General features: G+C 38.8%; 13 protein-coding genes. 1 reads left to right on the top strand and 12 read right to left on the bottom strand.

Going from position 1 to position 14918, the window contains the following annotated elements; genetic code table 11:
• From ACFOY7_RS07370 to fabZ, 5 genes are all read right to left on the bottom strand, one after another.
• A complete protein-coding gene (locus ACFOY7_RS07370; RefSeq protein ID WP_390250911.1) occupies positions 1 to 3069 on the bottom strand; it encodes an efflux RND transporter permease subunit in 3069 nt (1022 codons plus the stop codon).
• Positions 3070 to 3071: 2 nt separating this feature from the next.
• The gene (locus ACFOY7_RS07365; protein WP_390250909.1) at positions 3072 to 3932 is read right to left on the bottom strand and encodes an efflux RND transporter periplasmic adaptor subunit; all 861 of its coding nucleotides are present in this window, start codon (positions 3930 to 3932) and stop codon (positions 3072 to 3074) included.
• A 23-nt stretch (positions 3933 to 3955) separates the two neighbouring features.
• Positions 3956 to 4810 carry a TetR/AcrR family transcriptional regulator gene (locus ACFOY7_RS07360; RefSeq protein WP_390250907.1) on the bottom strand — a complete coding sequence of 285 codons (855 nt, stop codon included), beginning with the start codon at positions 4808 to 4810 and terminating at the stop codon, positions 3956 to 3958.
• A 296-nt stretch (positions 4811 to 5106) separates the two neighbouring features.
• Positions 5107 to 5466 (bottom strand): hypothetical protein, encoded by a 360-nt coding sequence (locus tag ACFOY7_RS07355; protein ID WP_390250905.1) that lies wholly within the window; start codon positions 5464 to 5466, stop codon positions 5107 to 5109.
• A 100-nt stretch (positions 5467 to 5566) separates the two neighbouring features.
• Positions 5567 to 5983 carry a 3-hydroxyacyl-ACP dehydratase FabZ gene (gene fabZ, locus ACFOY7_RS07350; protein ID WP_390250903.1) on the bottom strand — a complete coding sequence of 139 codons (417 nt, stop codon included), beginning with the start codon at positions 5981 to 5983 and terminating at the stop codon, positions 5567 to 5569.
• A gap of 213 nt (positions 5984 to 6196) precedes the next feature.
• Here fabZ and ACFOY7_RS07345 point away from each other — a divergent pair, with 213 nt between their 5' ends.
• Complete coding sequence (locus ACFOY7_RS07345; RefSeq protein ID WP_390250901.1) at positions 6197 to 7453, top strand: methyl-accepting chemotaxis protein; 1257 nt, start codon at positions 6197 to 6199, stop codon at positions 7451 to 7453.
• A gap of 47 nt (positions 7454 to 7500) precedes the next feature.
• Here the strand turns inward: ACFOY7_RS07345 and ACFOY7_RS07340 are convergent, their stop codons facing one another.
• From ACFOY7_RS07340 to ACFOY7_RS07310, 7 genes are all read right to left on the bottom strand, one after another.
• Positions 7501 to 7806: a DNA-directed RNA polymerase subunit beta gene (locus tag ACFOY7_RS07340; protein ID WP_390250899.1), complete on the bottom strand. Its 306-nt coding sequence runs from the start codon at positions 7804 to 7806 to the stop codon at positions 7501 to 7503.
• 24 nt (positions 7807 to 7830) lie between these two features.
• The gene (locus ACFOY7_RS07335) at positions 7831 to 8652 is read right to left on the bottom strand and encodes a flagellar hook-basal body protein (RefSeq protein WP_390250897.1); all 822 of its coding nucleotides are present in this window, start codon (positions 8650 to 8652) and stop codon (positions 7831 to 7833) included.
• A gap of 21 nt (positions 8653 to 8673) precedes the next feature.
• A complete protein-coding gene (locus ACFOY7_RS07330) occupies positions 8674 to 9501 on the bottom strand; it encodes a flagellar hook-basal body protein (protein ID WP_390250895.1) in 828 nt (275 codons plus the stop codon).
• Positions 9502 to 9568: 67 nt separating this feature from the next.
• Positions 9569 to 10567 carry a rod shape-determining protein gene (gene mreB, locus ACFOY7_RS07325; protein ID WP_390250893.1) on the bottom strand — a complete coding sequence of 333 codons (999 nt, stop codon included), beginning with the start codon at positions 10565 to 10567 and terminating at the stop codon, positions 9569 to 9571.
• 243 nt (positions 10568 to 10810) lie between these two features.
• Complete coding sequence (gene spoIIID, locus ACFOY7_RS07320) at positions 10811 to 11113, bottom strand: sporulation transcriptional regulator SpoIIID (RefSeq protein WP_390250891.1); 303 nt, start codon at positions 11111 to 11113, stop codon at positions 10811 to 10813.
• A gap of 358 nt (positions 11114 to 11471) precedes the next feature.
• Complete coding sequence (locus ACFOY7_RS07315) at positions 11472 to 12503, bottom strand: AimR family lysis-lysogeny pheromone receptor (RefSeq protein ID WP_390250889.1); 1032 nt, start codon at positions 12501 to 12503, stop codon at positions 11472 to 11474.
• A 1471-nt stretch (positions 12504 to 13974) separates the two neighbouring features.
• Positions 13975 to 14847 (bottom strand): peptidoglycan DD-metalloendopeptidase family protein, encoded by an 873-nt coding sequence (locus tag ACFOY7_RS07310; RefSeq protein WP_390250887.1) that lies wholly within the window; start codon positions 14845 to 14847, stop codon positions 13975 to 13977.
• Positions 14848 to 14918: the final 71 nt, after the last annotated feature.

The following is a 14918-nucleotide window of genomic DNA, read 5'->3' as shown; positions in this document are numbered from 1 at the left end:
TTATGCTTTCTTCGTAAACATTTTTTTAATCCGTTCTGATAAGTTGTCAAAGTACGTATAAACGACTGGTATCAGTACAAGTGTGAATATACTGGAAACAGCTAAACCGAATATAACGGTAATGGCCATTGGCTGCTGTGTTTCCGCACCTTCTCCGTATCCAAGTGCTAGTGGCACCATTGCCAGGATTGTCGTTAATGTTGTCATTAGAATTGGGCGCAATCTTGTTTTACCTGCTTCCATTATTGCTTCATGACGATCGATTCCGCGTTTACGGAGGATGTTAATGTAATCAACCAGCACAATCGCATTGTTAACAACAATCCCTGCGAGCATAATCACCCCGATAAATGCGGTAATGGACAACGGCTGACCTGTAAGGAACAGTCCGCCAAATACCCCAATAACTGTTGCCGGCATGGAGAACATAATAATTAATGGATGCAGGAAATTCTCGAATTGGACAGCCATTACTGCATATACTAAGAAAATCGATAAGATGAGTGCAAGTCCCAGGTCAGTAAATGCCTCGATCATATCTTCTGCTTGCCCGCCAATACTATACGTATATTCATCACTTGGAAATTGCATGCTAGCTAAAACTTTTTCAATATCCTGTGATACACTTCCAAGATCTCTGTCAACAATCTCTGATGTAATATTGACCTGGCGTTGTTGATTGTTTCTTGTAATCGTTGCAGCACTCTGTTCCTGTTCAAAATCGGCAATTGTTAATAATGGAACCTGCATTCCCTGCTGGTTTTGGATCATCAAATTTTCTAGATCATTTATCGTCGTTCTTTCTTCTTCCGGATAAATGAGTCGAACATTGCTTTCATCCCCAGCTTCGCGATATTGCATCACCGTTTGACTTGTAAAGCCTAACTGTATCTGACTCATTACTTCCTGATAGGATAACCCATATTGTGCCGCTAATTCACGATTGACGATAATGTTCATCTCTGGCTGTGTTTCTGAAACGGATGTTGAAGGATTATATACCCCATCCACATCTTCAATTGCTGTTAACACTTGATTCGCTAATTCTTCTAACACATCATGCTCGGGTCCTGAGATCTGGATCTGAATAGGATCTCCCGAACTAATTCCGGAACCCATTGTACTTACAGTAATTTCTGCCCCTGCAATTGTTGCCAGATCGGCATCTAATTTTTGGACAACTTCATCCGTTGATTGCGTGCGTTCATCCTGCGGTACGAGCTGAATCGTATACGATCCGCTGCTGGCACCGGACATCATTGCAGAGGAAGAATCCCCACTGCCTACTGTCACATAACTAACATCAATCACATCATTGTATTCCGCTAACTTTTCATTAACCTGATCAGTTATTTGGAGAGTTTTATCCTCTGAAGTACCTGTTGGTGTTTCAACAGAGATGCTTATTTGACCTTGATCACCTTCAGGGATAAAGGCGGTACCGATGAACGGGATAAGACATAAACTTCCGATGATCGCTGCAACCGTAACAGCAATCGTTGTTTTGCGAAGTCTCAATGCTTTTGCTAACACTTTTCCATACCCATTTGATACCCGGTCAAGGAAGCGGTCAAACCAATACCTTCTACCATTGCCTTCTGTCATTTTTGATAAAAGTTTTGATGAAAGCATTGGAACTAATGTTACCGCAACAATAAGTGATGCAATTAATGAGAATGAAATCGTAATCGCTAATGGTGTGAACAACTCTGATGCAATCCCATCAACGAAGACGATTGGCAGAAATACAACTAATGTTGTCGTTGTTGAGGCGATTACTGCTGGTGCTAATTCGGACGCACCTTTTGTTGCAGCTTCTTTCAATGAATAACCTCTCTGCCTGTATGAGGCAATATTCTCCAGAATAACAATCGAACTGTCGACCATCATCCCGATACCAAGAGCCAGACCACCCATTGTTAAAATATTCAATGTCTCACCAGTAAAATACAATAGAACAAATGTGGAAATAATCGCAATCGGGATCGATACACCAATAACAATGGTTGCCCGGAAACTTTTCAAGAATAGTAACAGGACGAGCAATGCAAAAATACCACCAAAGATCATATTCTGAATAACGGAATTGATCGATTGTTTAATGAACTGAGAGGTGTCTACTACCAGCTCCAGCTCTATGTCTGATGGCAGATCTTTCTTCAGATCATCGATTGCTGAAATAATGTTGTCGGAAACTTCTACCGTATTACCATCTGATTGTTTTAAAATGCTTAAAACCACTGATTCTTCGTTGTTGACAAGGGTTGTACCATTTTTCTGAACGGTATCATGAACTGTTGCGATATCTTCTACCGAAATTTGTGCGCCTTGCGGTGTAGTTAATATTGTGCTGGCAATATCGTCAACAGAATCGAAGGAACCGTCAATTCTTAATTGTAGATCTTTATCCCCTTTTTGGATCGATCCGGCAGATGCGGATTGATTCGCTCCACCAAGTGCCTGCTGGATCAACTGTGGACTCACACCATACTGATTCATTGCAGACCGATTTAATTCAAGGTCAATAACTCTGGTTTCTCCACCCTCGATGCTGACAGAGGCAACCCCGCCTTGTCGTTCAAAATATGGCTGTATTTGATCTTCAGCAATATTTTGCAATTTTGCTACATCCGCACCTGATAAACCAACCCACATAATTGGCATTTGATTCGGGTTGAAACGTAACACACTTGGATCATTTGCTCCCTCTGGTAAGAAGGATTTTACTTGATCAACACTTTCCCTGACTTCCAACAGTGCATTATCGAGATTGGTCCCATTTTGGAACATAATAATTACAAGGGATGACCCTGATTGTGATTGTGATTGAATCGTCTCTACCCCTTCAATTGAGCTTAATGCCCCTTCGATTGGAACGGATACTAAGTTCTCCACTTCTGTTGGTGCGGCATCTGGATAACTTGTTGCAACAACGGCAATAGGCAAATCAATTTCAGGAAAGAGATCAATTGCTAAGTTCCGAACAGAGATAACACCCATTGCAATAATGGCGAGGACAATCATGATTACCCCAACCGGGCGTTTCACCGATGTATTAACAATCTTCATGATTATTCCTCCCCTATTACTTCAATTTTGCTGCCATCTGTTATGGTTAAGTGGCCACTTGTAATTACTTGTTCACCTTTTTTAAGTTCTGCTTTCACTGCGGTTGTTTCTGATTGTGTTGCCTGCACAGTTACATTTACTCTTTTCGCTTGGCCGTTTTCGATTGTAAAAACATATGTTTCATCATCTGATTCCACTAATGCTGATGTGGGAATTAATGTCGCATTTTCGACAACTGTTTCATTTAAATTAACTGTTGCAATCACACCAGCATTGTAATGGGTTGTTGCATTATCGAAGGACAAGTCTATCGAGAACAAACCGGATTCATTGGCAGTTTTCGCGACATACTCAATGGTTGCTTCATGTGTTTCTTCTTCCGCACTCTTTAAGTTTAAGACAACTTGTTCACCTTTTTTAAATAAAGGCAGTTGAACATCCGGTACTTGTAATTGAACTGTTAATTGTTCCAAATCGACAATAACAGCAAATGGCTCTTGATTAGAGACAACGGAACCTTCGTTTGCGGATAATTGGGTAACTGTTCCATCATTCGTTGCTTTAATATTGATATTCCCTTGTGGACTTTGGACAGTTGCCAGTGTGTCCCCTTCTTCTACTTCATCGCCATTGACCACTTCTAATTCTGTTACTTCACCAGCAACTGGCGGAATTACTGGTATCGTCCGGTTCGGAACTGTTCGGCCGTAAAAAGTTCGAATCATTTCAAGATTTCCTTCTGTTACTTCACCCGTCTCAACTGGTGTGACACGATCTGCCTCTCCTGTTTCTCCCTTTTTGTTTTCTGAACATGCAACTAGTGTTAATACGGTAATCATCAATATTAATAATAATCGTTTCATGCTTTTGTCCCCTCTCCATCTTTTTATAATATTTTTTTGCTTAACTGTTCACTTAATTGGCTTAATTGCTCATATTGTCTGATATGTTCTACCATCGTTTTTAAGATGATTGTCTTTGGTGCTTCTTTTGCTGCTTCCTCTTTAATAACCGTAATCGCATCAATTAATTGCTGCTTTTCTTTGTTGTTTAATGGTATTTCATCCATTTTGGCGGAAAGTTGTTCGGATAATTGTGATATTTCATCCGTTTTTCTGTTATCTGTTAATCTTGGAACATCTTCGGCAGTAAACAGCGGGGAATTCTCATCAGTCAGAATGTCCTCAACTAAGGCATCTAACCTTCTAATAATGGTTTTCGCCACAAGTTCCGGGTTAAACGTAAAATTATGTAATGCGATCCATTTAAAGTAACTATTCATTAGTCCATCGAAATTAATCGCAATATCAACAATGTAGTGGTTCACTTTATCCCCGTATATTGCACAAACCTGCTCACTCACCCAATCAAACCCTTGTTTATGTATTTGATAAATTAAGGCATCTAATTTGTCGCCAATATGGATATTGTCCCGAAAGTGAACGAGCAAATACTCTTTGTGATCACGGAATAATGTCAGTAATTCCGCAACTTGCTTTTCCAGCTGTGCGTAAGGATCTGTTGTGGTTTCCCTTACTTTTGCTAACTTTTCAAAAACAATTGTTGCGTAATAATCGAAAATGGCAATTAACAAATCATCTTTGGATTCAAAATATAAGTAAAAGGCCCCCTTTGAAACATCTGCTTTTTGAACAATTTCCTGAATCGAAGTCGCATGAAAACCTTTGTCAGCGAATAATTTCATACTTATCTCAATAATTCTTTCTTTTTTTTCATGCATGTGTAACAAGCCCCACTTTCTAATACGAATGATTCACTCATTGGTTTCACTTTTTCGGAATGACCGGTCAGTCAGTATGTGGAAAATATAACATTTTCCCGTAGTGGAAGCAAAGATTCTGATTTTGTATTGGGTCGGTCCTGTTTTTATGGTTCTTGCTCGGATGGAAACTTCAGGATTAGGATAGACTGCTGTTTTGGCTGGGTGTTCTTCCTTTAAGTCGTTCCTCAGCTGTCATCATTGGTACTCACCTCACACATGAAAAAAGCCACCTTTGAGAGGAGGCTTTTTTAGCATTATTGATTTTCATCTTTATTTTGTTGGTCTTGTTGGTTGCCTTGCTCATCTTCGCCATCTATAGCGTCTTCCATATTTTCTTCTGTTTCATTAAGACCTTCTTCGACACTGTCACCTAAACCTTCACCATTGTTATCCATGTTTCCGTCAGGCTCTTGTTGTGTCTCACCCTGATCTTGCTGATCTTGAGGTTGTCCTTGTTGTTGCCCTTCTCCTGTAGTACCATTTTCCGGAGCTTGTTCCTCTTGAGGTGCTTGTTCTTCTGTTGGTTGTTCTTCGTTATTGTTACCACCACAACCAAATAATAGACCAGCTGACAGAAGCATTACACCTAAAAATTTAACGTATTTAAATTCCATAGTAAAATCCTCCTTTCCTACATATCTTCCTTGTTAGGATAACCAACATGGAGAAAGAATATGCTTGAAAGGAGGAAATTTGTTTTCAAAAATTATGTAATTACTTTACAGCAAAAGTTATCTCTGCTTCACATGCAAGTTCTGATCCAACCATCGCAATTGCTTTTCCTTTCCCGATCGGACCTTTTATGCGGATAATTTCCACTTCCAGTGTTAACTGGTCACCAGGTTTTACTTGGCGTTTAAAACGGCATTTATCAATTCCTGCAAGAAAACCGATTTTTCCTTTGTTCTCTTCTTTACTTAAAATGGACACTGCACCAACTTGTGCAAGTGCTTCGACAATCAGGACACCAGGCATTACTGGATAATCAGGGAAATGCCCTTGGAAGAATGGCTCATTTATTGTGACATTTTTTATTCCTACAATTCTTTTCTCATCTTGTTCCTTAATTGCATCAACCAATAAAAATGGGTATCGATGCGGAATGGTTGCTTTAATCTGTTCTATATCCATTTGAATAACTCCTTCCGGTTTCTTGTATCGTGCTAGAAAAAGTATATCAAAAAGATGCTCAGAATCCTATTGTAAAATAAGCTAGATTATTTCAATTATTCCAAAAATGTTGATATAGTAATAATATGTTTTAGGACTATAGACATCATGTGTATAACCTCAGTGGTTACTATGCACTAAAAAATAAGGGGATAATCAGGAGGATTTACCAATATGAACAATAAGGTATACTTTTGGAATAGACTACAAGTACGAATGGTTTTTACATTAATCGTCGTACTATTGCTCAATTCCTTTCTATCAAATGTAATTATCGATTTAATCAGTATGACTGGTGTCGAATTAGGTATTGTGGGCATTTGGCTCAATAATTTTATGAATGTGATTACAGCAACTATCATCATTAGTGTTCTCGTACGCTATCTCATCATCCAGCCAATTAAGAATATCGAGAAAGCGATGAGAGTATTTCAAAATGGTGATTATGATGCAAGGCTAAGAATGAAGGATAATCATGAAATTGCCCAATTAAGCAGAAGAATGAATCGTCTATTTGAAAATATAGCTACCTATCACAAAACACAGCAAGAACAAATCAATCTTGTTGAAGAAAAATCAGAGGTTATTTCAAGTAAAGTAAAACAAATTACCAATGGATTAGCTAAAATTAATCAAAATCAAGAAAATCTTACTACATACTCCCAACAAAATGTTCGATCATTTGAGGAAACCACCTCTATTACAGAAAATATGAACAATGCTTTTCAAACAATTGCAAATGAATTAGAAGAGGTAACCGTCAGTTTCAAGAAAATGCGTGAGAAAGCTGAAAACAGCATTTCAAAAATAGAAAACTCTTCTGAGGTAATGAAAGGAATTGCAGCACAGTCAGATGCTACGAAGACTTCTATCACTACTTTAGCTGATGAAATTGGGAATATAAAAGACATTGTCACACTGATTAATGATATTTCCGAGCAGACAAATTTGTTAGCACTAAATGCATCCATTGAAGCAGCAAGAGCTGGGGAACATGGAAAAGGATTCTCAGTAGTGGCAGAAGAAGTCCGAAAATTAGCTGAACGCTCAGTGGAAGCAACAAATCAAATCAATGGGACCGTTGAAGGAATTTTGTCAGAAGTAGATATTATTGCATCCCAAACGGAAAACCGTGCAGAGAATATACATAAAGAAGCAAAGCAAATCTTAACAATAAATGATGGATTCACCGAAATGGTTGACCAAATTGTAGAGAATATTGAACATACCGAACAAATCAATCAACAAACACACTCGATAGCAGAATCAAGCACGGAAATTACTGCAACAATGGATAAGCTTGCGAACAATACAGAAGTAACAAACCAGCATATCATTAATATGAAGACAGCATTAAATGAACAATTAGATGATACAGAAGAAATGGAGCAAGAAATTATTTCACTAAGGAAGGCATTTGTGACAGGATAGATGATATATTTTATACAAACAGAAAGCCCAACCAACCGGTCGGGCTTTTACTTTTCGATTCGCACGAAATCTATGATATGTTGCCATGTTTCGAAGCGGAGTACGTCTAAAGGCTTGCCATCTCCAAGTATACTAAATCCGACGATTAGCCCAATGAAAAGTGCAAATAAACTTAGCACTAAAACGATTAACAATTTCAGCCATACAGGGATCAGACGACGAATATACTGTTTATCTTGCGATTTCTGACGCCGTTTTTCTCCGCTTTCAGCTGTTTTTTCTGTGCGCCTTTTTACTTCAGCACGTTTATTTGGCTTATTTTTTGGTTGTTCTGATTTAATTTCCTTAGACATTGAAATGGCTCCTTACTTCAATAACTAGCGCAGCTGATTAATTAACCCGCGCATTTGATCATGCATGGAAATGCTTTTTGCATTAAATTGGTACGCTCGTTGTGTTTGTATTAACTCTGACATCTGTTCAGATAAATCCACATTAGATGCCTCTAATGCGCCGCTTTTTACCTGAATATCCTGCTGAGCAACTTCCTGAATAATTTCCGCTTCATTATAATTTGCAAGAGAGTCTGCAGATAAACGAAACATATTGTCACCTGTTGCTTCTAACATTCTTGGACGAATGGCTTCCACGATAGTAAGTTGTCCTTCTACTTGCTGGACACCATTACGTGTTACTTCAATCTGTCCGTTTTCATTGATCTTCAAGTCCTCCATATTATCTGCTAAAATAATCGGACCATTATTCCCAATCACTGGATTGCCGTCACTTGTCACAAGCATGGACTGGCCCTCTGCCTCTGTCGGGGTCAAATAAAAATTACCAGCTCTTGTATATCTGGTTTCCTGAATCCCATTTTCCACCACACTAATTTGGAAAAGCTGATTTTCTTTCATTAACGCAACATCAAGTGCCCGGCCAGTATCCTGAAGCGAACCCTGTTTCAAATTAAGGTTGGTATGTCCCAATCTTGCCCCTGCACCTACTCGAATACCGTCTGGTGTAAGTCTCTGGTCATTTACTTCTTCTGCATTTATTTGCTGTGTCAGCAATGAAGAGAAATTTACTTCTCGATTCTTATAACCATGTGTATTTAAGTTAGCAATATTATTTCCAATTGTGTCTATTTTTTGCTGTAATTGTCCCATTGTAACAGATGCTTGAATTGACATTCTACTCATCGATGTACAGGTCCCCCTTCATTAACTTAACCTGGCAATTTCGTTCACTGCTTTATCTAAGCTTCGGTCATATGCCTGAATGACTTTTTGATTTGCTTCAAATGCTCTGTAGGCTTCCATCATTGCCGTCATTGTTTCGGATGTATCCACATTCGAATTCTCTAAATAGCCTTGCTGCACATTAAATTGCAAACCAGCTGTTGCCCTGGCATCAACTAGTGGATCAGCACCTTCCCCTAATTCAAGAAGATCGTCACCATTTTTCTGCAGCTGGTTGGCATCATTGCTGTAAGCTAATCCCAGCGGAATTTGTGCCCCGCCATCTAATTGGAGAATACCTTCTGGAGTTAGTTCAAATTCCAAACCATCTGTATTAATCGTATTGCCATTTGTATCTAACACATAAAAGCCTTGGTTTGTCGTTAAGTTGCCTTCTCCATCAACAGTGAAATTACCATTTCTCGTATAACGTACCTCTCCTTCACCGTTTTGAACAGTGAAAAAGACAGAACCATTTTCATCAGGTGTTTCCCCTTGTACTAATGCAAAATCTGTGGTCATCTCCGTTTGTTGTAATGTTCCCTGGGCGAAATCAGGAATTGTCTCTTGGACATATACCCCTGTATTAATGGCACCTATTTCTGTCATTGTTCTCACTTTGCTCTGTGTACTTGCAGGTATATTCTGATTTTCCATACGTTGAATTAAAAGCTCGGGAAATGCTCGCAATGCTGTTTGATCTTGTTTATAACCAGGTGTCAGAGCATTTGTCATATTGTTGGAAAGAACTTCCTGTTTACGCTGCTGTGCCATCATCCCGGTTGTTGCTGTATAGAATCCTCTTAACATTATTTGGACACCTCTTATTTCAATGAAATTTCGTTCTTATGTACGTTCCAGAAAGTATGTACAATAATTAAACAATTGATTTCTCTAATTTATCAATATTATCTAACATAATGCCAGTACCTTTGGCTACACAGCTCATTGGCTCTTCCGCTAATAGAACTGGTACTCTTAACTCTTCTGCTAATAACTGATCCAGTCCGTTTAATAACGCACCGCCACCTGTTAAAATAACACCTCTGTCAATGATATCTGCTGACAATTCCGGTGGTGTTTTTTCTAAAACTGTCTTAGCACTTTGAACAATAAGTGCAATGGACTCTCGTAATGCTTCTTCGACTTCTTCTGAATAGATCGTAATCGTTCTTGGCAACCCGCTCACCATATCACGTCCGCGAATATCGATTTCTTCATTGCGTGCACCTTGGAACACTGTTGCCACGTTAACCTTAATATCTTCTGCCGTTCGTTCACCAATTAATAATTTATATTTCTTTTTAACATATTGAAGAATTTCAGAATCAAATTTATCTCCAGCCATTTTGACCGATTGGGCTGTTACGATATCTCCCATTGATAATACAGCGATATCAGTAGTACCACCGCCAATATCTACAACCATATTACCACTTGGTTGAAATATATCCATTCCAGCACCGATCGCTGCGATTTTAGGCTCTTCCTCTAAATAAACCTTCTTGCCGCCAGATTTCTCAGCTGCTTCTCTAATTGCCTTTTGTTCGACTTTCGTAATGTTAGTCGGGCAACAGATTAGCATTCTCGGTTTTGATAAAAAGCCTTTTACATTAATTTTATTGATAAAATATTTTAACATCGCTTCCGTTACATCAAAATCTGCGATAACCCCATCTTTTAATGGACGAATTGCTTCAATATTACCAGGTGTACGACCAACCATTCGCCTGGCCGCTTCCCCTACCTCCAGAACTTTCCCAGTGTTACGATCCATCGCAACAACAGACGGTTCATCTAGTACGATACCTTTTCCTTTTACATGAATAAGTACATTCGCTGTACCTAAATCAATACCAATATCCCTTGAAAACATGTTATTTGATCCTCCCTGCTTACTAATTGCTTCGTATCCGTACCGTATATGTCAAAAGTCACTAATTTTCATAGTAGAACACAATGCCTCTAAATATATATAATAGCACAAAATAAAATAATTAGTTACTAATTTTGTAGAAAAAAGGAAAGAATTTTACTTTTATTCTGCTGGAATTCGTCAATTAGTGGATATATATATACATGGATAGAAGTTATGTAATAGGAGAGGATCATTTGGCTTCTATTTATTCAATAAGAGCTGATCTGTGTCTTCAGGTTTTGGAGGTTCTTTTTTCCCATGCAACTGGTACTTCATCTTCGTTGCTTCTCCACCGCGCAAATGCCTGATCGCTTTGTGGTGGCTCAGGACTTCCTTTACTTCATTCGCCAGTTCCGGGTGTATTTCCGGTAATCGTTCGGTTAAGTCTTTATGCACAGTGCTTTTGGACACACCGAATTCTTTTGCAATGACTCGAACGGTTTTCTTTGTTTCAACGATATGTTTCCCAATTTTTAATGTGCGTTCCTTAATATAATCATGCATTACACTCGCCTCCCTATGTTGTCAGTCCAAGGTGTGAACAGAGACAAGTTACTAGACGTTATATGGTTTATAGAGAAATAATGAGTAACAAAATTAGTATCAGGAGGAATTCGTTAGGTAAAATCACACATTTGCAGTAAATTCGGATATTCTCACCTTAGACAATTTGTTCATGATTTGTACCATTGTATTAGCAGAGGCTTCGCATTATGCCTATTTCCAAATAGAAAAAGGCAAGGACATTGCGCCCCTGCCTTTTTCTATCAGCCTATATCGCTAAAATCCGGATCGGCTTTTTTTCTGCTGCAAGACTTTTCAAACATATCCCACAACTCCTTATCATCTATTTTATAAACAGTTATATGCCAATCATTTCACAGGCATGCAAAGGCAATTTAGCAAAAAAGTGATCCCCCTGCTTATTCATAAAATCCTGGTAGGAACGAATAAGATATTGTTGCTTATTCGTTACAAGGCCAAGGTAGTATTTCGTGAACGGTGTGGAAGTGGGTAATCTCTCCAGAATAGCCTTGGCAGTGCGTTGATTGCCCCGTGCTATTTCTATATGAGCTTTTTCCACTGGATCATCTGTCTCTACACCATCTACTTCACCAAAATGTGCACATATGAAAGGGTAAGCATATGATGAAATGAATCGGTCAATATCCTTGTCTTGAATTGTCTTTACAATGTTACGAGCTTCTTCTATATGATAAATAGCTGAAGCGAAATCTTCGTATATATAGGTGAATGCTAAATAAATATGCAGTGTTGCTTTTTGTCTGATATGATTTGGATGCTGAAGAACAATATATGCATTTCTTCTAGCTAAAATTAATTCATTCCGTTTCCAATAATACATAAATAAAAATTGGTGAGTTCTAATGTTGAAGGATGAAGCTAGCAGAGGGTTGTCGATATCCTGAAGCAGTGGTTGTAATTTATTTAAATAATAGCCAATTCTATCATATAGATGGAGACATATATCGATATCCATCTTAATAAAATACTTTAAACATCTTAATTCCACACTGTCTGTTGGTAAAAGTTGAGCAATGTCTCTGATCATCTGTTTATTCTTGTTGCATTTAATATCTGTCATTAACTCATAATAAATGGCATACTTTTGATTCAATAAATTATCGCTTGTCCTGTTTTTCTCTATAAAATATTGCAATTCTTTCGTACACCCGTTCACATAAAATATTTCGAGTGCTAGTCGATGATCTAAATCGGATGTAGACTGCATGCAAAACTCTTTAACAAGCTCTAATACCTTCCTTTCATCATGGTTTATGCTAATCATTGTCATAAACTGATGAAGTTCTAATTGATGATTTGTTTCTAAATAGTTATCGATTATCCCGTCATATCTATTTTTAGTACTCATTTTCCTTCTCCTTTCACATTAATAAATTATTTCATAACAGGGAAATTTTGCAATAGCTTTCCTGCATATTTCGTTCGCCAAATGGTCGCCATAATCGACAAACAAAGGCAGGGTATTAGAAAAAGTGACGTTTTCCTTTAAGGAGATGTGCAAACGAAGGGGAATAATAGAACATTCAGCAGACATCATGCAAATGCTTTCAACTGAATGTAATCGAAAATAATAGATGTTTCGGAGTTTTTGAAGGGTTGCTGAAGTTGTGGGGTTTAGGACCTTTCTTAACTGCATAACTTATCGGGAGCCTGGGCGTTTTGATGGTATGACGGGTTCTTAACTGCATAACTTATCGGGAGCCTGGGCGTTTTGATGCTATGACGGGTTCTTAACTGCATAACTTAACCGGAGCCTGGGCGTTTTGATGCTATGACGGGTTCTTAACTGCATAACTTACCGGGATGCCCAGCGTTTTGATGGTATGACGGGTTCTTAACTGCATAACTTATCGGGAGCCGCAGCGTTTTGATGCTATGACGGTCTCTTAACTGCATAACTTAACGGGATCTTGGGCGTTTTGATGGTATGACGGGTTCTTAACTGCATAACTTAACTGGAGCTCGGGCGTTTTGATGCTATGACTGGTTCTTAACTGCATAACTTAACCGGAGCCTGGGCGTTTTGATGCTATGACGGGTTCTTAACTGCATAACTTACCGGGATCTTGGGCGTTTTGATGGTATGACGGGTTCTTAACTGCATAACTTATCTGGAGCTCGGGCGTTTTGATGCTATGACAGTCTCTTAACTGCAAAACTTAGCGAGAGCCTGGGCGTTTTGATGGTATGACGGGTTCTTAACTGCATAACCTACCGGGATCCCCAGCTTTGATGGTATGACGGGTTCTTAACTGCATAACTTACCGGGATCCGCAGCGTTTTGATGCTATGACGGGTTCTTAACTGCATAACTTACCGGGATCTTGGGCGTTTTGATGCTATGACGGGTTCTTAACTGCATAACTTAACCGGAGCCTGGGCGTTTTGATGCTATGACGGGTTCTTAACTGCATAACTTAACCGGAGCCTGGGCGTTTTGATGCTATGACGGGTTCTTAACTGCATAACTTACCGGGATCTTGGAACGTTTTGATGGTATGACGGGTTCTTAACTGCATAACTTATCTGGAGCTCGGGCGTTTTGATGCTATGACGGGTTCTTAACTGCAAAACTTAGCGAGAGCCTGGGCGTTTTGATGGTATGACGGGTTCTTAACTGCATAACTTAACCGGAGCTCGGGCGTTTTGATGCTATGACAGTCTCTTAACTGCAAAACTTAGCGAGAGCCTGGGCGTTTTGATGGTATGACGGTCTCTTAACTGCAAATCCCGCCTTGATCCCCAGTATTTTGATGCTAGGGCGCTCGTCTGATTAATAATAAAAAAAAAGACAAGCATAGTCACTTGTCTTTTACTTTTTATGCATTTTCCATTGAACTGGAGGATGATGGTGAATTTTCTTCTTCTGCAGCGTCATCTTCTTCTTCGCGTTCATTATCTGATTCTTCTTCTGTTTCAGAATCATCTGTTGTGTCTTCTTCTCGCTCATCTGCTGGTGCATCTTCTTCGTTTGATTCTTCAGAAGCTTCTGGTGCAATAATTTCATTAATCGGTTTATTGATGAATGATTCTGGATTTACCGGCACACCATCTTTTCGGACTTCAAAATGTACATGAACACCATTTTCCTGGCCTAAGCTGTTTTGACCAGCAGTACCTATTGTTTGTCCTTGTTTTAATTCTGCGCCTTGTTCTACTAGCACTTCGCCTAAACTAGCGTAATAGGTTGTTACACCATGTTCATGTTCCATTTTGATTACATTTCCTAATAACGGGTCATTTTTAACTTCAGTAACTGTACCTGTAAATGCCGCCATTACATCAAAAACTTGCTGATCCTCTGTAGAAATAGCAATCCCATCACTTTGCTGGTATCGATTTTGATGCAGGATTAATCCTTGTTCTTGGGTTGCTTCATCTGCAGCATAATCATAGAACTTTGTCACAATTTCAACTTGCAGATCTTCTGCTACTGGCAATTCCAATACTTCCTGTTGTTGCATTACTGGTTCTGCGTCTTCGTGATCATTTGCATCAGGACCTGATTGATTTTCTTCTAATTGATTTTTCATATCCTGTGCTAAATCAGGTACTTGGTTTGCTGCGTTTTGATACCAAAGTACACCGGAAATCAACAGTGCAGCAACAGTTAAATATAGTGCTGGAAAGAACCATTTTTTCTTAAAGATACGTTTCCAATCCTTTTTTGAAACGTTTTTGTTTTCCTCCATTATGCATCACCTCAGCAACCATTGTGATCAAATGGAGGAAAATTTATACATGAATAATATATTTTTTTTTG

This window comes from Gracilibacillus xinjiangensis (assembly GCF_042651765.1).
In the GTDB taxonomy this organism is placed as follows: Bacteria; Bacillota; Bacilli; order Bacillales; family Amphibacillaceae; genus Gracilibacillus; species Gracilibacillus xinjiangensis.
The sequence above is the reverse complement of the archived record's forward strand: the minus strand, read 5'-3'. Positions and strand labels throughout refer to the sequence as shown.